The 19,207-nt window shown below is 64.6% G+C and carries 18 protein-coding genes; 14 read left to right on the forward strand and 4 right to left on the reverse strand.

Features of this window, described 5'->3' with window-relative positions; genetic code table 11:
- Positions 1-86: 86 nt before the first annotated feature.
- From JCM7686_RS18290 to JCM7686_RS18330, 9 genes are all read left to right on the forward strand, one after another.
- Positions 87-647 carry a TetR family transcriptional regulator gene (locus tag JCM7686_RS18290; RefSeq protein ID WP_041528132.1) on the forward strand — a complete coding sequence of 187 codons (561 nt, stop codon included), beginning with the start codon at positions 87-89 and terminating at the stop codon, positions 645-647.
- Between the two features lie 241 nt (positions 648-888).
- The gene (locus JCM7686_RS18295) at positions 889-2,046 is read left to right on the forward strand and encodes a transporter substrate-binding domain-containing protein (RefSeq protein WP_020952205.1); all 1,158 of its coding nucleotides are present in this window, start codon (positions 889-891) and stop codon (positions 2,044-2,046) included.
- Positions 2,043-2,687 carry an ANTAR domain-containing response regulator gene (locus tag JCM7686_RS18300; RefSeq protein ID WP_020952206.1) on the forward strand — a complete coding sequence of 215 codons (645 nt, stop codon included), beginning with the start codon at positions 2,043-2,045 and terminating at the stop codon, positions 2,685-2,687. The genes JCM7686_RS18295 and JCM7686_RS18300 overlap by 4 nt, the downstream gene beginning before the upstream one ends.
- A 31-nt stretch (positions 2,688-2,718) precedes the next feature.
- Complete coding sequence (locus tag JCM7686_RS18305) at positions 2,719-3,957, forward strand: urea ABC transporter substrate-binding protein (protein ID WP_020952207.1); 1,239 nt, start codon at positions 2,719-2,721, stop codon at positions 3,955-3,957.
- A gap of 101 nt (positions 3,958-4,058) precedes the next feature.
- Positions 4,059-4,931, forward strand: a complete 873-nt coding sequence (locus JCM7686_RS18310; protein WP_020952208.1) for an ABC transporter permease subunit — start codon at positions 4,059-4,061, stop codon at positions 4,929-4,931.
- Positions 4,931-5,998 (forward strand): ABC transporter permease subunit, encoded by a 1,068-nt coding sequence (locus tag JCM7686_RS18315; protein ID WP_020952209.1) that lies wholly within the window; start codon positions 4,931-4,933, stop codon positions 5,996-5,998. The genes JCM7686_RS18310 and JCM7686_RS18315 overlap by 1 nt, the downstream gene beginning before the upstream one ends.
- The gene (locus JCM7686_RS18320) at positions 5,995-6,717 is read left to right on the forward strand and encodes an ABC transporter ATP-binding protein (RefSeq protein ID WP_020952210.1); all 723 of its coding nucleotides are present in this window, start codon (positions 5,995-5,997) and stop codon (positions 6,715-6,717) included. Before JCM7686_RS18315 ends, JCM7686_RS18320 begins: the two co-directional genes overlap by 4 nt.
- On the forward strand, positions 6,707-7,423 hold the full coding sequence (locus tag JCM7686_RS18325) for an ABC transporter ATP-binding protein (protein WP_020952211.1): 717 nt from the start codon (positions 6,707-6,709) through the stop codon (positions 7,421-7,423). Before JCM7686_RS18320 ends, JCM7686_RS18325 begins: the two co-directional genes overlap by 11 nt.
- 28 nt (positions 7,424-7,451) lie before the next feature.
- Positions 7,452-8,450, forward strand: coding sequence for an acetamidase/formamidase family protein (locus JCM7686_RS18330; RefSeq protein WP_020952212.1), 999 nt, complete (start codon positions 7,452-7,454; stop codon positions 8,448-8,450).
- Between the two features lie 61 nt (positions 8,451-8,511).
- Here the strand turns inward: JCM7686_RS18330 and JCM7686_RS18335 are convergent, their stop codons facing one another.
- The 3 genes from JCM7686_RS18335 to JCM7686_RS18345 are packed head-to-tail and all read right to left on the reverse strand — an operon-like array spanning position 8,512 to position 11,324.
- A complete protein-coding gene (locus JCM7686_RS18335; protein ID WP_020952213.1) occupies positions 8,512-8,817 on the reverse strand; it encodes an antibiotic biosynthesis monooxygenase in 306 nt (101 codons plus the stop codon).
- 40 nt (positions 8,818-8,857) lie between these two features.
- Positions 8,858-10,387: an autoinducer-2 kinase gene (gene lsrK / locus JCM7686_RS18340; RefSeq protein WP_020952214.1), complete on the reverse strand. Its 1,530-nt coding sequence runs from the start codon at positions 10,385-10,387 to the stop codon at positions 8,858-8,860.
- A 1-nt stretch (position 10,388) separates the two neighbouring features.
- Positions 10,389-11,324, reverse strand: a complete 936-nt coding sequence (locus JCM7686_RS18345; protein WP_020952215.1) for a sugar-binding transcriptional regulator — start codon at positions 11,322-11,324, stop codon at positions 10,389-10,391.
- Between the two features lie 177 nt (positions 11,325-11,501).
- On the opposite strand from JCM7686_RS18345, the gene lsrA reads away from it, so the two are divergent.
- The 5 genes from lsrA to JCM7686_RS18370 all read left to right on the forward strand — a co-directional run bounded on the left by lsrA (position 11,502) and on the right by JCM7686_RS18370 (position 17,326).
- Complete coding sequence (lsrA, locus tag JCM7686_RS18350) at positions 11,502-12,980, forward strand: autoinducer 2 ABC transporter ATP-binding protein LsrA (RefSeq protein WP_020952216.1); 1,479 nt, start codon at positions 11,502-11,504, stop codon at positions 12,978-12,980.
- Positions 12,973-13,968 (forward strand): ABC transporter permease subunit, encoded by a 996-nt coding sequence (locus JCM7686_RS18355; protein ID WP_020952217.1) that lies wholly within the window; start codon positions 12,973-12,975, stop codon positions 13,966-13,968. Before lsrA ends, JCM7686_RS18355 begins: the two co-directional genes overlap by 8 nt.
- Entirely contained in the window at positions 13,968-14,984 is a 1,017-nt protein-coding gene (locus tag JCM7686_RS18360; protein ID WP_020952218.1) for an ABC transporter permease subunit, read from the forward strand. The genes JCM7686_RS18355 and JCM7686_RS18360 overlap by 1 nt, the downstream gene beginning before the upstream one ends.
- 21 nt (positions 14,985-15,005) lie before the next feature.
- Entirely contained in the window at positions 15,006-16,019 is a 1,014-nt protein-coding gene (gene lsrB, locus JCM7686_RS18365; RefSeq protein WP_020952219.1) for an autoinducer 2 ABC transporter substrate-binding protein LsrB, read from the forward strand.
- A gap of 65 nt (positions 16,020-16,084) precedes the next feature.
- On the forward strand, positions 16,085-17,326 hold the full coding sequence (locus JCM7686_RS18370) for a class II aldolase/adducin family protein (RefSeq protein ID WP_020952220.1): 1,242 nt from the start codon (positions 16,085-16,087) through the stop codon (positions 17,324-17,326).
- Between the two features lie 58 nt (positions 17,327-17,384).
- On the opposite strand, the gene JCM7686_RS18375 is transcribed toward JCM7686_RS18370, so the two are convergent.
- Positions 17,385-18,950, reverse strand: coding sequence for a D-aminopeptidase (locus JCM7686_RS18375; protein ID WP_020952221.1), 1,566 nt, complete (start codon positions 18,948-18,950; stop codon positions 17,385-17,387).
- Between the last annotated feature and the right edge of the window lie 257 nt (positions 18,951-19,207).

A 19,207-nucleotide genomic window follows, 5' to 3' on the forward strand; every position in this document is an offset into this window, starting at 1 on the left:
ATGTCGGGCCGAAGCGGCCGATTTCGGACGTGAATGGAGGGTCGGATTTGGCATATCTGTGTCGCGCAGATCGGCGGGAAGCCATTATGAACACGGTGATCGACATCGTGTCGCGCGAAGGGCTTGCCGCCGCGACGGTGCGCCGGATCGCGCAGGAACTCGGCTGTTCTCCGGGTCAGATCCACCACCATTTCACCTCTGCCGAGATGCTGCGCGCCGAGGCCGTGCGCGAGGTCTGGGCGCGGCTGGAACCGGCTTTGCTCGAAGCGATGATGCGCCGCCAGCCGCGTGAACGGCTGCTGAGCGTGCTCTCGGGCTGCGAGAATGTGATCGGCAAAGAGCTCGGTCCGATCATGGATGTCGCCGAGCGGCTGTGGCACGAGGCGCGCGGCATCCGACACGAAAGCGCCGTGCGCGACGCGATTGCCCATGGCATCAACCGCATGTCGGATTTCGTGATCGCGACCTTGCAAGAGGGCGTCGAGGCCGGGATTTTCCCGCCCGATCTTGAGGTTCGGCAGGTTGCGATCCGGCTGATTTCCGCCGCGCAAGGCTATGATCTTCTTGAGGAAACCGGCTCGACCGTCTATCTGGGCGCGGATCGCGCGACGTTTTTCGACGAGCTGCTGCGCCGCGAGAAGCTTTAGCGCCGCCGATGGGATAGCCAGCCGCACTGCCGGGACCTGCGAGCCGGGGCGCGCGCAAGACCCGCGCCCCCTACTTATGTCGCCCCTGTCACAAAAACGTTTACAGATCGCGCCATCCTCGTCTAACCTTAGTCGGAACGGGGCAATGGCGCCCTGAGACCAGACCACCAAGCTGACCATATTCGCAACGAAGCCCCTGCATGTCCCGACATGCACTGGGGCTTTTTTATTTTTGGGCCCGATGATCTCGATCCTTCCCCTCGCGCTTCTTTTCTCGCACAGCGGCCCCTATGAGGCGGTCAGCCGCTCGTCGCTGAATGGCGCGCGTCTGGCCTGTGCCGAGATCAATGCGGATGCGGATTTCGGCCTGCGGATCGAACCCATCGAATTCGACCCGGCGGGCCGTCCCGAGGCCTATCCCGAGCTCGCCCGCGCGGCGCTGGCGCGTGGCATCACCAATATCTGCGGCTGCTACACCTCGTCGAGCCGCAAGGAAGTGCTGCCCGAAGTCGAGCGGCAGGATGCGCTTTTGTGGTTCCCGGTCCATTACGAGGGCTTCGAGAATTCGCCCAATGTGATCTATTCGGGCTCTGGTCCGAACCAGCATATGACGCCGCTCATCGACTATCTGACCGCCGAGATCGGCAATTCGGTCTGCTGCATCGGCTCGAATTACGTCTGGGGCTGGGAAAGCAACCGCATCATGTGCGACAGCATCCGCGCGCGCGGGGGCAAGGTGTTGAGCGAGACCTATCTCGATGTCGGCGTGACCGATGTGGCCCAGGCGGTCGAGACGATCCTGCGCCTGCGCCCGGATTTCGTCTTCAACGCGCTGATCGGGGAAAGCTCTTATGCCTTCATCCGCGCGCTGCGGCAGGTCTGCGTCGCGCGCGGCATCGACCAGCCGCGCCTGCTGCCGGTCGCGTCCTGCAACCTCTCCGAGCCCGAGTTGGTGCTGATCGGCCCCGAAGCGGCGGATGGCCATCTCAGCGCAAGCGTCTATTTCGCCGCGATCCCGGGCGCGAAAAACCGCGCCTTTGTCGAGGCTTACCGCGCCGCCTATCCCGACGGGCCTTGCGTCTCGGTCGAGGCCGAGGGGGCCTATAACGCGGTCCATCTGATCGCGCGGGCGGCGCGGGCGGCGGGGGCGAGTGATGCGGCGGCGATCCGCAAGGTTCTGGGCGAGGTCAGTTTCGACGCGCCGCAGGGCCGCATCGCGCTCGATCCCCTGACCCAGCACGCCTGGCTGACGCCGCGCATCGGTCGCTCGCGCGCCGATGCCAGTTTCGAGATCCTTTTCGAAAGCCCGACCCCGGTCGCGCCCGATCCTTACCTGACCCGCGCCGGAAACCGCGAGCTTCCGGCGACCTCCTCCTTTGAATTGGGGCCCGTGCGATGAAAAACACCCGCGTCATTCAGAACTTCACCGGCCGTCAGGCGCTTCTGGCGCTCGGGCAATCGCGCAGCCGCGACACCTTGGTCGCGACCTTGGCGCGGCTTGGCATCGAGGCGGTCGATATCGCGATCGAGGAGTGGATCGGCGGCGAGATCGGCATTCCGGTCACGCCCGAGGGTCATCTCGCCTTCATCGACCTCGATCTGGCCTTTCCCTCGCCGCAGTCGGACGGCGCGGCGGTGGGACTGTGCCCGACCATTGCGCTGATCGGCAGCGAGGTTCCCAGCCGCCTGCGCCTGATGGTCGAACTGGGCGCGACCGCCTCGCTCACCAAGCCCGTCTATGGCGGCAGCGTCTATAGCGCGCTCTTTCTGGCGGTGAATGAATTCAACCTGCGCGCCGGATTGCACCAGCGCTTGCGCGACTATGAAGAGCGCCGGCGCAAGCGGCCCGCGCTGATTTCCGCGATCATCCGGCTGATGGCCGAAGGCCAATGCGACGAGGCCGCGGCCTTCCTGCAACTGCGCCGCGACAGCATGCGTCACCGCATGAGCATCGAGGATTATGCCGAAAGCTTTCTTGACCGACCCCGACCCGACCAGACCCTCCCCGTAGCGCCCGGTTTGAAGGCTGCGCGGGGCTGATCCCAAAACCCGGAAACCAACAGGAAACCCCATGTTCATCCAGAAAAGTTTCGCCCCAGCCTGTGCGCTGGCGGCGCTGATCGCGGCTGTCTCGCCCCTTCATGCCAATGAGGGGCCGATCAAGCTGGGCGTGCTCGAAGATCAATCGGGCGATTTCGCGGTGGCGACCATCGGCAAGGTCCATGCGATCGAGCTGGCCGCCGAAGAGATCAACGCGGCAGGCGGCATTGCCGGGCGCCCGCTTGAGCTCGTGGTCTATGACACCCAATCCGACAACACGCGCTATCAGGAATTCATGCGCCGCGTCTTGCAGCGCGACAAGGTCGATGCGGTCTTCGCGGGCTTTTCCTCGGCCGCGCGCGAGGCCTACCGCCCGATCGTCAACCAGTTCGACGGTCTGGCCTTCTACAACAACCAATATGAAGGCGGGGTCTGTGACGCGAATATGATCGTCACGGGCGCGGTGCCGGAACAGCAGTTCTCGACGCTTCTTCCTTACATGATGGAGACCTATGGCAAGCGCGTCTATACGATCGCGGCCGACTACAACTTCGGCCAGCTCTCCGCCGAATGGGTGCGCCAGATCGTGGCCGAGAATGGCGGCGAGATGGTGGGCGAGGAATTCATTCCTCTGAGCGTTTCGCAATTCTCGCAAACGATCAAGAACATCCAGACCGCCAAGCCCGATTTCGTGGTGACGCTGCTGGTTGGGACCTCGCAGGCCTCTTACTACGAGCAAGCCTCTGCTGCCAATCTTGGCCTGCCGATGGCATCCTCGGTCAATGTCGGACAGGGCTATGAGCACAAGCGCTTCAAGGCGCCGAGCCTCAAGGACATGTATGTCACGGTCAACTATATCGAGGAAATCGACACGCCCGAGAGCAAGGCCTTTGTCGAGAAATTCCGCGCCCGCTTCCCCGATGAGCCCTATATCAACCAAGAGGCCTCGAACTCTTATGCGGCGGTCTATCTCTACAAGCAGATGATCGAGCGCGCGAATGGCTCGACCGCCAAGGACGATCTGCGCAAGGTCATCGCGGAAGGCGATGTCTGCGTCGAGGCGCCCTCGGGCAAGATGTGCATTGATCCGAAAAGCCAGCACAGCTCGCATACGATCTACCTTGCGCATGTGCTGGGCGATCACACCGTCGAATTCCCGAAAGTCTGGAAAGACGTTCAGCCCTATTGGCTGGGGCAGGCGGGTTGCGATCTGACCAAACATGATCCGAGCGAGCAATACACGCCCTCGAACCCGCCCAAGGCGCAATAAGACCGAAACCCGGCCCGGGCGCGCGCTTTGTGCGCCGCCCGGAGCCCGTTCGGCCCCTTTCCCCTGCGGCGCTTTCGCGCGGCACAGCCACAGGCATGGCCATGGACTTTCTCCCCGCAATCTTCAATTTCCTGTTCCAGACAGGTGACAGTTTCGCCTTTCTTGTCCTGTCGGCCTGCGGGCTGGCGATCATCTTCGGGATGATGGGCGTCATCAATCTGGCGCATGGTGAGTTCATCATGTGCGGCGCCTATGTCTCGTCAAGCTGCGCGCGCATGGGCCTGCCTTTGCCGCTGGCGATCCTCATCGGCGCTTTGGCTGCGGGCCTTGCCGGGATCGTGCTTGAGCGCATCGTGATCCGCCCGCTCTACAACCGCCCGCTCGATACGATCGTCGCGACCTGGGGCATTTCGATCATGACCCAGCAAACCGTGCTGGTCCTTCTGGGCACGACCCTGCCCGGCACCGGCACGCCTTTTGGCAGCTTCACCGTCGGCGAGACCTCCTATTCGGTCTATCGCCTCGTCCTGATCCTCAGCGCCTTCGCGGTGCTGGCCGGGCTGTGGCTGGTGCTGGTCAAGACCCGCGCGGGCGTTCTGGCGCGCGCCACGATCCAGGTGCCGCAGATGGCGGCGAGCCTCGGGATCAATACCGGGCTCGTCTATTCGCTGACCTTTGGCGCGGGCGCGGCTTTGGCCGGGCTCGCGGGCGGGCTTTACGCGCCGACCATGACCATCGTGCCGACCATGGGCAGCTCGTTCATGGTCGAGGCCTTCGTCACCGTCGTCACCGGCGGCGCCGATATCTTCCTTGGCACCGCGCCAGCCGCCGCGATCCTCGCGGTGATCAAGGTCATGCTCACCTCGTGGTGGGGCCAGCTTGCCGGGCAGATCGGGCTTCTGGTCGCGGTCATTTTGGTCATTCGCATCCTGCCGCGCGGTCTGAGCGGCTGGATCCTGAAGGAGAGACGCTGATGTCGCTGAAATCCACTCTGCGTCTTCTCGAAGGGCCGCAGACCCTTGGCCGGGGCCGGGGCTTCTGGTCGGGCTTTGGCCTGATCCTTGCCGCAGCCCTTGCCTATCCGCTCTTCGCTGACGGCTTTGATGTCGGCAACAATATCTATTTCTTCAACTATCTGTTCATGGCGCTGGGGCTTTGCCTGATCTGGGGCTATGGCGGCGCGCTGAGTTTCGGCCAGACCGCCTTTTTCGGGATCGCGGCCTATGCTTATGGCGTGCTCTCGATCAACCTCGGCAGCGCCTATGGGCTGACGCTGTTCTCGCTGGTCGCGGCGGTCGCGATTTCGGCACTGGCCGCGGCGGCGCTTGGCTATTTCCTCTTTTACGGCGGGATCAACGGCGTCTTTCTGGGCATTGTCACGCTGTCGGTGACGCTGGTTCTAGAACGCTTCATGTCCCAGACTGCGGGGCCGGAATGGACGGTCGGCACCGCGCGGCTGAACGGGTTCAACGGCATGGGCGGCATGCCCGCGCTGACCGTGCCGTGGTTTGGCGGGCCGGTCACGCTTTATCCCGATGTCACGCTTTACTATGTCACGCTGGCGCTGCTGGTGATCTGCTATCTCGCGCTGCGCATGCTGGTGAATTCGCGCTTTGGCAATGTCGTCGTGGCCCTGCGCGAGAACCCGCTGCGCGCCGAGATGTGCGGCTATGACATCCGCAAATACCAGCTGGCGATCTTCGTGATCGGCTCGGCGCTCGCGGGGCTTTCGGGCGTGCTTTACACGTCGTGGGGGACCTATATCACGCCCTCGTCGATGGGCATGACCGCCGCCGCCTTGCCGATCATCTGGGTCGCGGTTGGCGGGCGCGCCGATCTGACCACGGCGCTGATCGGCACATTTTTCACGCTGATCGTCTTCCAGCTTCTGACCGTTCACGCCAGCCAATATGCGCTGATCGTCATGGGCGCGCTTCTGGTCGCGACCGTGCTGATCGCGCCGCGCGGGCTGGTAGCGGGGCTGGCCGCTGTGATCGGTCGCCTTGTCTCGCGCCGCCCGGCAAAGGAGCCGCAGCCATGAGCCCGATCCTCGAAACCCGCCATCTGAACAAGCGCTTCGGGGGGCTTCATGTCACCAATGACGTGAACTTCACCCTCGGCACCGGCGAGATCCATTGCCTGATCGGGCCGAATGGCGCGGGCAAAAGCACCTTCTTCCGCCTGCTTTTGGGAGAATATACCCCCGACAGCGGCGCGATCCTTTACCAAGGCGCGGACATCACCCGGATGCGATCCTATCAGCGCATCCGCGAAGGGATCAGCGTCAAGTTTCAGGTGCCGGGCATCTTCAAGGAGCTTAGCGTCGAGCAAAACCTCGTCATCGCGCTGCAACGGTTCTATCCGCCGGCCGAGATGCGCCACGAGATCGAGCATCTGCTCGACTTCCTGCGCCTCGGCGCGGTCAGGCGGATGCGGGCGGGCAGTCTCAGCCACGGCCAGCAGCAATGGCTGGAAATCGCCATGGCGATCGGCCCGCGCCCGAAGCTTTTGCTGCTCGATGAGCCGACCGCCGGCATGACCCCGGACGAGACCCAGTTCACCGGCGAGATCCTTCTGGAGCTGAACCGTGCGGGCATGAGCATCCTCGCGGTCGAGCATGACATGGCCTTCGTGCGCCAGATCGCCGACCGGGTCACGGTGCTGCATTTCGGGCGCATCTTCGCCCAAGGCAGCATCGACGAGATCACCGCCAATGACGAGGTCGCCAAGATCTATCTGGGAGAAACCGATGCCGCCTGATGCTTTGCTGGATATCCGCGATCTCCGCTCCGGCTATGGCGGCAAGCCGGTGCTCGCCGGGCTGAACATCCGCGTCCGCCCCGGCGAGATCGTCGCCATCATCGGGCGCAATGGCGTGGGCAAGACCACGCTGATGAAGACGCTGATGGGGCTTTTGCCGACCACCGGCGGCGAAATCGCCTTCAAGGGCCAAAGCCTCAACCCGCTGCCGCCCCATGCCCGCGCGCGTTTGGGCCTTGGCTATGTGCCACAGGGCCGCGAGGTCTTTGGCCGTATGAGCGTGACCGAGAATCTCGAAACCGGGCTCTCGATCTGCGGCGGCCGCGCGCCTGCGGGTCGGATGGACGAGATCCACGGCTATTTCCCGATCCTGCAAGAGCGCGCGCGCCAGCGCGCGGGCACGCTTTCGGGTGGCCAGCAGCAGCAATTGGCGATTGGCCGCGTGCTGATGGGCGCGCCTGCCATGGTGTTTCTCGATGAGCCCTCCGAAGGCATCCAGCCCAATATCGTGCAGGATATTGCCCGGCTGATGGTGCGGCTCAACGCTGAAAAGGGGCTGAGCGTGCTCTTTGTCGAGCAAAACATCGACATGATCCGGGCCATGGCGCAGCGCTGCTATGTCATGGACAAGGGCCGCATCACCGCCGAGCTCGGCCCCGACGACATCCGCGACCGCGCCGAAATGCGCCGTCACCTCGCGGTTTGAACGACTGATTCTGACATCGGAGACGAATATGAGCTGGTTTGACACATCCATCATGGCGACGCGCGGCGTGGCAAAGGGCGAGGCGCGCAGCCATCACAGGCTCGGCGAGGCCGAACAGGGCGATTACCCCTATATCTACACCGCCCAGATCGAGCCGCGCCTGCGCGTCGATCCCGGCGCGGTCATCACCGCCGAGACCCATGACGCTTTCGAGGGCAAGATCAAAAGCGAAAGCGACCGGCCCTCGGAGATCCTGAATTTCCCCTATCTCAACCCGCAAAACGGCCCGATCTGGGTCAATGGCGCGCAGAAGGGCGATGTGATCGCGGTCTATATCGAAAGCATCGTCCCGCGCGGGGATCAGCCGCGCGGCACCACCGTCATCATGCCCGAATTCGGCGGTCTGGTGCCGACCAAGGACACTGCGCTGATCTCGCCCGGCCTGCCCGAGCGGGTGCGCAAGCTTCATGTCGATGAAACTACCGGCGTGAGATGGAACGACAAGATCACGCTGCCCTATGAGCCCTTCATCGGCACGCTTGGCGTGGCCCCGGCGGCCGAGGCGATTTCCTCGCTCGTGCCGGATTACTATGGCGGCAATATGGACATGCCCGATGTCGCGCCGGGCGCGGTCGTCTATTTCCCGGTCCAGGCCGAGGGCGGCTATCTCTATCTTGGCGATTGCCATGCCGCGCAGGGCGATGGCGAGCTTTGCGGCGTCGCGGTCGAGCATCCGACCGTGACCACGATCCGCGTCGATCTGATCAAGAACTGGGCGATCTCGATCCCGAGGCTGGAAAACGAGACGCTGCTCATGGCGATCGGCGCCTCGCGCCCGATGGAGGATGCCGCGCGCGGCGCCTACCGCGAGCTGATCCGCTGGATGGCCGCCGATTACGGTTTCGACGAAATCGATGCCTATATGCTCTTGACCCAATGCGGTCGCGTGCGGCTGGGCAATATGGTCGACCCGAAATATACGGTCGGCGCTTCGGTTTTGAAAAGCATCGCGCGCGCCAATCTTTGACGCCCGCCTTGCCGGGACGCCGCGCTTGGCTGGCGTCCCGCTTTGGCCGCAGATTGGCGGCTTAGTCGCGCGCGGTTTCCACCAGCACCGGCAGGAAGAAATCCTTGCGCCGCCCGCCGACGGTGATCGGGTCGATCATCTCGACGCAGGTGCGATAATGCGGGGTCTTGCGATGCTCATCGAGCGCGGCCTCGTCGCGAAAGATCTCATAGACCGAGAATTTGTTCTCATCCTCGGGATCGCACAGAAGATCGAAGCGCAGATTGCCCGGCTCCTTGCGCGTGCCCTCGCAATTGATGGTGAAGGCCTCGAGGAACGTGTCCCGGTGGCCGGGTTTGACTTCGATGCGAACCAGTTGAATCAGCATGTGGTTTTCCTTTTCACTGTAATCTCTCAGCTGTCGTCTCTCAGCTGCCGGGCGCGCGCCACATCGAGGCGGTGACGCCTGCCTCGACCAGCGTCATCTGCGCGGCATAGGCCGCCGACCAGCGCGCGCTTTGTTCGTCGTAAAGCGCGCGCAGGCCGGGGTTCGGGTCCTGCGGCGCTTCGAGATCGCTCCAGGCGCGACCGGCTTCGGCGAGGCTCGCGAAGGCCCCGGTCCCGGTCGCGGCTGCCGCCGCCGCACCAAGCGCGGTCGCCTCGCTGATCTTCGAGCGCACGACGGGCAGGCCGGTGACATCGGCGAGGATCTGGGTCCAATGGGTCGAGCGCGCCGCGCCGCCCGCGAAAACGATGCGGTCGGGCGTATGGCCCGAAAGCGCGAAAACCTGCCGCAGATTGGCCGCCGCAACCACCGCCGCATTCTCCTGAAGCGCGCGGAAGATCGCCGCCGGGCCCGATTTTTCGGGGTCGAGCGAGAGGTTCAGCAGCGAGGGCGCGGCATGGATCCAGCGGCCATAACGCATAACATCCGAGAAAATCGGGATGATGCCATGCGCCCCCGGCGGGATATGGCGCGAGGCCTCTTCCAGCGCGGTATAGCTTTGGCCCTGACCGAAACTGTCGCGAAACCAGCGCATGACCGCGCCGGTGAAGAAGGAAATCGCCTCGGCCTGCGCGAGCCCGGGCAGGACATGGGGGTTGAGGCGCAGCGTCATGCCGGGATCGGTCAGATCGGCGCGGACATTGACCACCTGCTGCCAGAAGGTGCCGCCCAAGACCGCGCAATCGCCCTCGGCCACGATGCCAAGGCCGATCGTGCCGATCTGGCAATCACCGCCACCCGCCACCACGGGCGTGCCGGGGCGCAGCCCGGTCGCGGCGGCGGCCTCGGCAGAGACCGCGCCGACCACGGTGCCGCTGGCGACCATCGGCGGGATCAGGCTTTCGGGCAGGCCGATTTGCGCAAAAGCCGCTGCGACCGGCTTGTGATCGGTCAGCGCAATCAGCCCGGTCGTGCCCATATTCGAGGGCTCGGCGACCAGAGCCCCCGAGAGTCGCCACAGCACCCATTCCGAGAGCATCGTCAGATGCGCCGCGCGGTCGAGCACCTCGGGCATATGGCGCTTGAGCCACAAAAGCCGGGGCAGGGCCGCTAAGGCATGGGTCTGGCCCGAGGCGGTGTAAAGCGCGTGCTCCAGCGCCGGATCGGCGGCGCGCAGGTCGCGGACCTCGGCATCGGCGCGGGCATCGACATTGGCGCAGGCCCAAAGCTCGGCGCCAGTTTTGTCATGCAAAACAAAGGCCTCGCGCATCGAGGTCGCAGACACGCCCGCAATCTCAGCGGGGTCGATCCCGGCTTTCGCAATCGCCTCCCGCGCGCAGCGGGCAAGATGGCCCCAGTTCGCATCGCAGTCGAAATCCATCGAGCCGGGATAGCGCGGGTCGCTGGCGTGCCACCATTCCTGCCCGACTGCGGCGATCTCGCGCCCATCCGCGTCGAAGATCACCGCCCGGCCAGAGCCGGTGCCTGCGTCGAAAGCGAGGTAATAGGACATGTCAGTCGGTCTCCGTCATAAGCAATTGGCTGGCGGTGGCTTCATCGGTGATGAGGATGTCGAGGAGCGCGCCCTTCAGCGCGGCGCGGATCGGCTCGACCTTCTCGGCCCCGCCCGCGACCCCGATCACCCGCGCGCTGTCTTTGAGTTTATCGAGCCCGACGCCAATCACGCGCTCATGGATCGGCAGGTCCAGCTGGCGGCCGTCACGGTCGTAAAAGCGGCACAGAATATCGCCGACGGCGCCCAAACGGCGCAAAGGCTCGACCTCGGCGGGCGAGATGAAGCCCTGCGTGACCACGGTCGATTGATCGGCGATGCCGCCGATGCCGACGAGCTTGTAATCCGCGCCAAGCGCCATGCTCAGAAGCGTCGCGACCGAGCGTTCGGCGGCCAGGGATGCGCTGAGCGCCGGCGTGCTGACGAGAAGCGGCGCGGGGACGACAAAGACGTTATGGCCCCAATTCGCGGTGCGCATCCCGTCGACATAGGTCTGCACCCCCCCGGTCAGCGTCACCAGCCCGATGCCGCGCTCTTCCGCGACATGGCCAAGCTTGCGGATCGTGCGCGAGACGGTATCGCCCCAGCCGACCGCCAAAAGGCTGCCGGGTTCGAGCTTTTGCATCAGATATTGCGCCGCAGCCTCACCCAGCCGCGCATTGACCGGCGCGCCCGCGCCCTCGGGAATGACGCGACAATCCGAGAGGCCGAAGCGCTGGCGCAGCCGCTCTTCCTGCTCGAAACAGCCGTGATGGAGCGAGTTCACCCGGATCTGGATCAGCCCCGAATCGCGGCCCTGTTCGAGCATGCGCGAGACCTTGATGCGCGAGAGCGCAAGCATCTCGCCGATCTCGCTCTGGGTCAGGCCGCTGTTGTAATAGAGCCAGGCCACGCGGGCGATCAGCGCATCGTCGAGTTCCGTATTCGCCGTTTCCATGCGCCCCCCGCAGTTCATACAAATGTTCAACCAGAAAACAAATGCGCAAGTCAAGCGTGAAGGCGCGATCCAATTTTTCAGGATAATCGAAAAATGTGACAGGAATCTGATTGACGGAATGTCAAAGCCGTTGTTCATATGTTGTGGCGATGAACAAATGATCTCGGGGAGGGGATCTTGCAGCAGGTTGTGACAGCACGCGGGATCACCAAACGATATGGCGGCACGCCGGTCCTCAAGGGCGTCGATTTCGATCTGCGTCCGGGCGAGGTCCATGCGCTTTTAGGTGGCAATGGCGCGGGGAAATCCACGCTGATGAAGATCCTCTCGGGGCTGGTGGCGCCCGATGAGGGCGAGGTCACGATCTGCGGGCAGGCGCTGAGCAGTGCCTCGCCTGCCGAGGCGCAGCGCCTTGGGCTTTATCTCGTGCCGCAAGAGGCGCAGCTTTTCCCCAATCAGAATGTGCTCGACAATATCTGTCTGGGCCTGCCGCAGCCCGCGCGATTTTACCGCGACAAGGTCGCCGCGATGATCAAGGGGCTCGGGCTGTCGCTGCCTCTGGACAAGCGCGCCTCGACCTTGGAAATCGCCGACCGCCAGATCGTCGAGATCCTGCGCGGCATGATCCGCGAGGCGCGCGTGCTGATCCTTGACGAGCCGACCTCGGCGCTGACGCCCTTCGAGGTCGCCGCGCTGTTCGGGCGGATGCGGGCCTTGCGGGCGCAGGGCGTGGGCCTCGTCTTCATCTCGCATAAACTCCATGAATTGCGCGAAATCTCGGACCGGATCACGGTCTTGCGCGACGGTCAGGTCGTGCTCTCGGATGAGATGGCGCAGACCAGCGACGAGCGGATTTTGCAGGCGATGACGCCGGGGCTCAGCGCCGAAAACAAGCGCCCCGAGGTGCCCGAGGGCCGCGGTCCGCTGCGTCTTGCGGTCAAGGCTTTGTCGGGCGAGGGCTTCCACGGCATCTCGCTTGATCTCCATGACGGCGAGATTCTGGGCCTTGCGGGCGTCGTCGGCGCGGGCCGGACCGAGCTTGCGGAAACCCTTGCCGGGCTGCGTCCCGCCGATAGCGGCGCGGCGCGGCTGAGCGGGCAGGACATCCCCTTCGCCCATTGGTCGATGCGGCAGGCGGTCGATCGCGGCATGGTGCTTTTGGCCGAGGATCGCGGCTCGAACGGGCTGTTCCTCGATGCGCCCTTGCATTGGAATATGCTCTCTTTCCTCGTCCACAAACTGCCCTTTGTGCTCAAGCCCGGCCGCGACCGCGCGGCATTCGAGACCTATCGCCAGCAGATGTCGATCCGCTGCGAAGGCCCCGAGCAGCCGGTTCGCCGCCTGTCGGGCGGCAATCAACAGAAGGTGCTGCTCGCGAAATGCCTGGCGGCGCGGCCCGCGGTCCTGATCCTTGACGAGCCGACACGCGGTGTCGATGCGGGGGCGCGCGCCGATATCTATACGCTCATTCGCCAGATCGCCGCCGAGGGCACCGCCGTCTTGATGATTTCCTCGGACTTCGACGAGGTCACGCGGCTCTCGCACCGTATTCTTGTCATGGCCGCGGGCGAGATCGCCGGAGAGCTGCCCGCGGGTGCGGATGCCGAGCAGATCGGCGCGCTTGCCTTTGAAAGCCGGGAGCTCGCCCATGCTTAACCGTATCTTGCAAGACCGCGTGGCGACGCTCTTGATCGTCACCCTTGCCGTCATCCTGACGATTGGCGCGATCGCGCCCGGGTTTCTTTCGGTCCAGACCGCGAGCTCGATCTGGTCAAGCGCGATGGTGCTGCTTTGCGTGGCGATCGGGCTTTTGCCGGTGCTGTTGATGCGCCAGATCGACGTCTCGGGCGGCTCGGTTCTCGGGCTTTCGGCGGTGGTGATCGGGCTGTCGCTTCAAGCTGGATTTGCCCTGCCATTGGCGATTGCGCTGGCGCTTTTGTCGGGGATCGGCGCGGGGCTCTTGAACGGGCTGCTCGTCACCGGGCTTGGCGTTCCGGCCATCGTCGCGACGCTTGGCACGCTTGGCCTTTTCCGGGGCGTCATGCTGATCGCCACCGGCGGCAAATGGATCGAGAATCTGCCCTCGGATCTGAAATCCCTCGCCGCGAGCGGCACCCTTGGCCTCTCGCCCCTTGGCTTTGCCGTAATCGCGCTGATCGTGCTCGGCTGGTTTGCGCTGCAAAGCCGGCGCGGCCAGTGGCTCAAAGCCATCGGCGACAACCGCGAGGCCGCGCGCCATCTTGGCCTGCCGGTCAAGCGGCTGGAACTTGGCGGTTTCGTCTTCGCGGGCTTCTGCTCGGCCCTGGCGGGGATCATCTTTGCCGCCCAGATCGGCTTTATCCCGAACCAAGCGGGCAATGGCATCGAGCTGCGCGCGATTGCCGCCCTTGTTCTCGGCGGCGTCAGCCTGCTTGGCGGGGTCGGGCGGATCTCGGGCGCGGTGATTGGCGTCCTGTTCCTGACCTCGATTGATACCGCGCTGATCTTCCTCAAGATTCCGGCCTTCTGGAACGACCTTGTCGGCGGCGCCTTGCTGCTTGGCGTTCTTCTGATCGACGGTCGTTTGCGCCTCTTGATCGAGCGGCGCGACCGCGCCGCCCGCCACCGCCACACCCAAAGCGCCAAGACCGAAGGGACTGCCTGATGAGACGCCTTTTCCTGCGCTGGGAGATCGTTCTGGCCCTGCTTCTGGTCCTTGAGATCGCGGTTTTCGGCCTCATCAACCCGCGCTTTCTCAATGTTTCGAGCCTTCTGTTCGGGACCGCCGATTTCGTCCAGATCGGCATGGTCGCGGTGCCCTTGACGCTGGTCATCATCGCGGGCGGGATCGACGTGAGCTTCGGCTCGACCATCGGCCTCACCGCGATCATCTTTGGCCTTGCGCTGCATTTCGGCGCGCCTCTGGGGCTGGCCGTTCTGGCCTCGCTCGCGGTCGGCGGCTTCACCGGACTTTTCAATGCGACGATCATCCGGGTGACGCGGCTGCAGCCTTTGGTCGTCACGCTTGGCGCGCTTTACCTCTATTCGGGCGCGGCGACCGTGCTCTCGGGCCTTGCGGGCGCGAGCGGATACGAAGGGATCGGCAATTTCCCGGCGAGCTTCACCGCGCTTGGTTATCAGCAGGTGCTGGGACTGCCGCTTTCGCTGGTGATCTTCCTTGGCCTTGCCGCCGTGATGATCTTCCTTCTGCACGCCACCCGCTTTGGCCGCGCGCTCTTCCTGATTGGTCTGAGCGAAAACGCCGCGCGCCATTCCGGCCTGCCGGTCGGGCGGATGCAGGCGCTGACCTATGTGCTTTTGGGCCTTTTTGCCGCCATGGCCGGGCTGATGCTCTCTGCCTATTTCGGCTCGGCCCGGGTCGATCTCGGCACGACCACGCTTTTGCCCGCGATCACCGCGACCGTGCTGGGCGGGGCCTCGATCTATGGCGGCAAGGGCTCGGTTCTTGGCACCGTGCTTGCGACCTTCCTGATCGGCTATCTTCAGCAGGGGCTGCAAATGTCGGGCGTGCCCAGCCAGATTTCCAGCGCACTTTCGGGCGCGCTGCTCGTCATCGTCGTCGCAGCCCGGTTCGGGAGCGAAAAGCTGCGCGGCGAATTGCTGTGGCAACGTCTGTTTGGCCGCGCGCCAGCAGCCCTTGCCCCGGCACATAAGAACTGAACAACAGTGGAGGAGACTGCAATGAAATCCCTTTTGAAAGCGGGCGTCGCCGCCCTTGGCCTGATGGCCGCAACCACGGCTTACGCCGATGGCATCGCCTTTATCCCCAAGCTCGTGGGCGTGGGCTTCTTCACCTCGGGCGGCAAAGGCGCCACCGATGAGGGCAAGAAGCTGGGCGTCGATGTCACCTATGACGGCCCGACCGAGCCTTCGGTTTCCGCGCAGGTCCAGTTCATCAACAACTTCGTCAACCAAGGCTATAAGGCGCTGATCGTGTCCTCGGTCTCGCCGGATGGGCTGTGCCCCGCGCTGAAGCAAGCCGCGGCGCGCGGTGTGCTGGTCATGACCTGGGACAGCGATGTGAACCCGGAATGCCGCAGCTATTACATCAACCAAGGCACGCCCGAGCAGCTCGGCGGGCTGTTGGTCGATATGGCCAATGACGGGCTGAAGGCCAAGGAAAAGGCCAAGGTCGCCTTCTTCTATTCCTCGCCGACCGTGACCGACCAGAACGCCTGGGCCGAGGCCGCCAAAGCCAAGATCGCCAAGGAGCATCCGGGCTGGGAAGTGGTCGCGACCGAATTCGGCTATAACGACGCCCAGAAATCGCTGCAAACCGCCGAGGGCCTCTTGAACGCCCATGCCGATCTCGATGCGATCATCGCGCCCGACGCGAATGCGCTGCCTGCCGCTGCGCAGGCCGCCGAGAACCTCAAGAAAGCGGGCAAGGTCACGATCGTCGGCTTCTCGACCCCGAATGTCATGCGTCCTTACGTCGAGCGTGGCACGGTCGAGCGCTTTGGCCTCTGGGACGTGACCCAGCAGGGCGCGATCTCGGTCGCGGTGGCCGCGCATGTCCTCAAAGACGGCCCGATGAAGGTCGGCGACAAGCTCGACATCGAGGGCATCGGCACGGTCGAGGTCTCGCCGAACTCGGTTCAGGGCTATAGCTATGAGGCCGAGAACAACGGCATCATCCTTCTGCCCGAGCGCACCGTCTTTACCAAAGACAATATCAACAATTTCGATTTCTGATCGAAACCTGAAACCACCATCGGGGGCGGTGCGCCGCCCCCCATTCCACCGAAAAGGAATTCGCCATGCAGTCGCGCTGGTCTGATGAAGACGCCCGCAGATATTCCGAAGAGGCTTTGGCCGCGGGCCAACCGGCCGAGCTTGGCCTGCGCGTCTATAGCTCGCGCATCATCGGGCAGGACCCCGATCTGGTTTTGCATGGCGGCGGCAATACTTCGGTCAAGATCAACTCCGATCAGGGCGCGGTCATCCATGTGAAGGGTTCGGGCTGGGATCTGGGCGATATTCAGGCGCCGGGCCTGCCTGCGATGTGGCTGGCGCCTTTGCTGAAAGCGCGTCAGATCAAGGTGATGTCGGACCCCGATATGGTGGCCTTCCTGCGCGAAAACCTGCTCGATCCCGCGGCCCCCACGCCTTCGGTCGAGGCGCTTTTGCACGCCTTCCTGCCCTTCTCCTTCGTCGATCACACCCATGCGACGGCGATCCTCGCGCTCGCCGATCAGGACGATATGGAAGAAACCGTCGCGCGGCTTTACGGGGGCCGCGTGGGCTATGTCCCCTATGTCATGCCGGGCTTTGATCTCAGCCATGCCTGCGACGCGGCCTTTGCCGCCGACCGCAATGTCGAGGGGCTTTGGCTCGCGAAACACGGGCTTTTCACCTTCGGCGCGACCGCCGAGGAAAGCTATGCCCGCATGATCGAGTTTGTGACCATGGCCGAGGCCGAGCTTGCCGCGCGCGGCGCGCTACCGGGCGGGCCCGAGGCGAACACGGGCGAAAGTGATCCGGCCTTCGAGGCCGCGCTGGTGGCTGAACTTGCCGCGCGTCAGGGCTTGGGCGATCAGCCCGCGCTGAATTTCCGCGCCTCGCCCTCGATCCTCAAGCTGCTGGACCGTCCCGATCTCGCCGAGATCGTCCATCGCGGCACGGCGACGCCCGATCACGTCATCCGCTTGAAGCCCTTCCCGCTGATCGTCGCCAAAGGCGCGGACCGCGCGGCGATTGGCGCGGCGCTCGATGCCTTTGCCGCGAATTATCGCGCCTATTTCGAGCGCAATGCCCCCCATGCGAGCGAGCCGAAAACCGTGCTCGACAGCTTGCCGCGCGCGGTGCTGGTGCCGGGGCTCGGGCTTTTCGGTCTGGGCGCGAATGCGAAAGCCGCCGCGATTGCCGGGGATCTTTGGGAGCAATCGGCGCGGGTGATCCTCAGCGCCGAGGCCGCGGGCCGCTATGCCCCGATTTCCGAGCGCGAGCTTTTCGACATGGAATATTGGTCGCTCGAACAGGCCAAGCTGCAAAAGAAATAAGAGCCCGCCCGGCCCCGCCAAAGCGTGCGGGGCCGGGCGCTCGCGTCACGCGTTTGGATCAAGCCGCGACGCGGTGATAGATATTCTTGCGCGCAAGCCAGTTGCTGATCACCAGACCCGCGACCTTGCCCGCCGCGTCCCGCGTGATTTCAACCGTCCATTCGCCGGGCGGCGAGGCATCCATCGAGCGGCGCGACGGCATCGACCAGAGATCGGGCGCAATCGCATAGGCGCGCTCCATCGGGCCGGTCCCGAGCATCCCCGAACAGCCGATATAGGTGCCGCCGTCGCGGCTCGCGATCTCAAGCGTGGCGCCGCTTTCCGAGGCCAGGTAGCGCCCGGCGATCTCGGTCCCATCGGCGAAATCGAGGCGCGGAACCGGGCGGCCCGTGACCGAGAGATTCTCATCCTCGCGCCGCATGGTGAGCCCTTCCGGGCCGCGTTCCAGCGTGATGCCGTGGAACTCGGCGCGGCTGTCGCTGGTCGGGGTCAGCATCTGCGCGGTGTGCTGGTAATTGAGCTTCACGCCCGCAGGGGTCGAAGTCGTGCGGATGAACAGCCCCTGTTCGTCATCCATCCAGAGCCCGTCCCAGCCCAGGGCCGCCTGCGGCTCGGGGTCGATCTTGCAGCCCAAAGCGGCCTCGACCAAACGCCAGGCCGCGCGGCTCGCGCCGGATTCATGGTTGAAATTGACATAGACCGACAGCCGCTCGCGCGCGATATGCAGCCGGAACGAGGAAAAGCCGCGCAAGGCGCCGCCGTGGCCCGTCGCCTCCAGCCCGCTGAAACGGTCGCGGCGCAGCCCGTAGCCATAGACGGCGGGCGTGCCATCGGCAAAGCTGACCGGGGCGGAGAGGCGGTTGTAGAGGCTTTCGGGATCCTCGCGCGTCGCGTCGATCCAGCGCTCCCAAGCCAGCATATCGTCAAGCGCGGCCCAATTGCCGGCATCGCCGAACCAGTAAAGCCCATGCGGCGCGGGCAGGAAGCCCAGCTCGTCATTGCCCTCATAGCCCGTGACGCCATCGAGCGGCTGGGCGGTGTCGGGATTGACCTTGGCACTCATCATGCCTGCCGGGTGGAAGATCCGCTCCTCCATCAGCTCGGCAAAGTCGCGGCCCGAGGCGCGCGCGATCAGCTCGGCGATCAGGCGGAAATTGCCGTTGGAATAGGAGTAATGCTGGCCCGGGGTGAAATGGGTGCTCTGGTTCTTGGCGAGAAGCGCCAGCCCGTCCTCACGCGTGAAAACGCCCTCGGGACGCGCGCCTTCGAGCACGGTCTGCGCCCAGTAATCGCGCAGGCCCGACTGGTTGTGGCACAGCTGCGCGACGCTTGGCATCTGGCCCTTGAGATGGGGCAAAAGCGCGGGAAGGTCTGCCTCGAGCGCCTCTGGCGCGCCAAAGAGATCGAGCAGCAAGGCGCAGGTCATCTGTTTCGAGATCGAGCAGATCGGCAGGCGCGTCGCTGCGGTCATCTCGCGCCGGGCATTGAGATCGGCATAGCCCCAAGCGCGGCGCGCGACGATCTCGCCATCCTTGACCACGCCCGCGACGCCGCCGGGGCCGCGAAACTGCTGGGGCAAGAGGTCAAGCGCATGCTGGAGCGCGGCGAGATCGAAATTCGACATGGGTGATCCTTTCTTCCGCCCCTTCGGGCCGGTCGCGGCTCTTTAGCGCTGAATGGGGCGGGGTGAAAGGCCGGGTCGAGGCAGGTGCGAGACGGGCGCGAGACGGGCGGGGCGTCACCGGCGGCAAGAGGGGTATTGGGGTGATGAAGAAAGCGGTTTCGCCGAGCTGGCTGGCTGCGGTTTAGGTGGCTCTGGTGATGGCGGGCATGAAGCGGGCGGGGGGCTTCGGGCATGCCTGCGCGCCGGGGGCTAGCCCG

Source organism: Paracoccus aminophilus JCM 7686 (assembly GCF_000444995.1).
Lineage (GTDB): Bacteria > Pseudomonadota > Alphaproteobacteria > Rhodobacterales > Rhodobacteraceae > Paracoccus > Paracoccus aminophilus.

Excerpts from the sequence above, each read along its gene's own strand:
- JCM7686_RS18290 (WP_041528132.1), top strand. The coding sequence starts at position 87 with ATGAACACGGTGATCGACATCGTGTCGCGCGAAGGGCTTGCCGCCGCG.
- JCM7686_RS18295 (WP_020952205.1), top strand. The coding sequence starts at position 889 with ATGATCTCGATCCTTCCCCTCGCGCTTCTTTTCTCGCACAGCGGCCCC.
- JCM7686_RS18300 (WP_020952206.1), top strand. The coding sequence starts at position 2,043 with ATGAAAAACACCCGCGTCATTCAGAACTTCACCGGCCGTCAGGCGCTT.
- JCM7686_RS18305 (WP_020952207.1), top strand. The coding sequence starts at position 2,719 with ATGTTCATCCAGAAAAGTTTCGCCCCAGCCTGTGCGCTGGCGGCGCTG.
- JCM7686_RS18310 (WP_020952208.1), top strand. The coding sequence starts at position 4,059 with ATGGACTTTCTCCCCGCAATCTTCAATTTCCTGTTCCAGACAGGTGAC.
- JCM7686_RS18315 (WP_020952209.1), top strand. The coding sequence starts at position 4,931 with ATGTCGCTGAAATCCACTCTGCGTCTTCTCGAAGGGCCGCAGACCCTT.
- JCM7686_RS18320 (WP_020952210.1), top strand. The coding sequence starts at position 5,995 with ATGAGCCCGATCCTCGAAACCCGCCATCTGAACAAGCGCTTCGGGGGG.
- JCM7686_RS18325 (WP_020952211.1), top strand. The coding sequence starts at position 6,707 with ATGCCGCCTGATGCTTTGCTGGATATCCGCGATCTCCGCTCCGGCTAT.
- JCM7686_RS18330 (WP_020952212.1), top strand. The coding sequence starts at position 7,452 with ATGAGCTGGTTTGACACATCCATCATGGCGACGCGCGGCGTGGCAAAG.
- JCM7686_RS18335 (WP_020952213.1), bottom strand. The coding sequence starts at position 8,817 with ATGCTGATTCAACTGGTTCGCATCGAAGTCAAACCCGGCCACCGGGAC.
- lsrK (WP_020952214.1), bottom strand. The coding sequence starts at position 10,387 with ATGTCCTATTACCTCGCTTTCGACGCAGGCACCGGCTCTGGCCGGGCG.
- JCM7686_RS18345 (WP_020952215.1), bottom strand. The coding sequence starts at position 11,324 with ATGGAAACGGCGAATACGGAACTCGACGATGCGCTGATCGCCCGCGTG.
- JCM7686_RS18355 (WP_020952217.1), top strand. The coding sequence starts at position 12,973 with ATGCTTAACCGTATCTTGCAAGACCGCGTGGCGACGCTCTTGATCGTC.
- JCM7686_RS18360 (WP_020952218.1), top strand. The coding sequence starts at position 13,968 with ATGAGACGCCTTTTCCTGCGCTGGGAGATCGTTCTGGCCCTGCTTCTG.
- lsrB (WP_020952219.1), top strand. The coding sequence starts at position 15,006 with ATGAAATCCCTTTTGAAAGCGGGCGTCGCCGCCCTTGGCCTGATGGCC.
- JCM7686_RS18370 (WP_020952220.1), top strand. The coding sequence starts at position 16,085 with ATGCAGTCGCGCTGGTCTGATGAAGACGCCCGCAGATATTCCGAAGAG.
- JCM7686_RS18375 (WP_020952221.1), bottom strand. The coding sequence starts at position 18,950 with ATGTCGAATTTCGATCTCGCCGCGCTCCAGCATGCGCTTGACCTCTTG.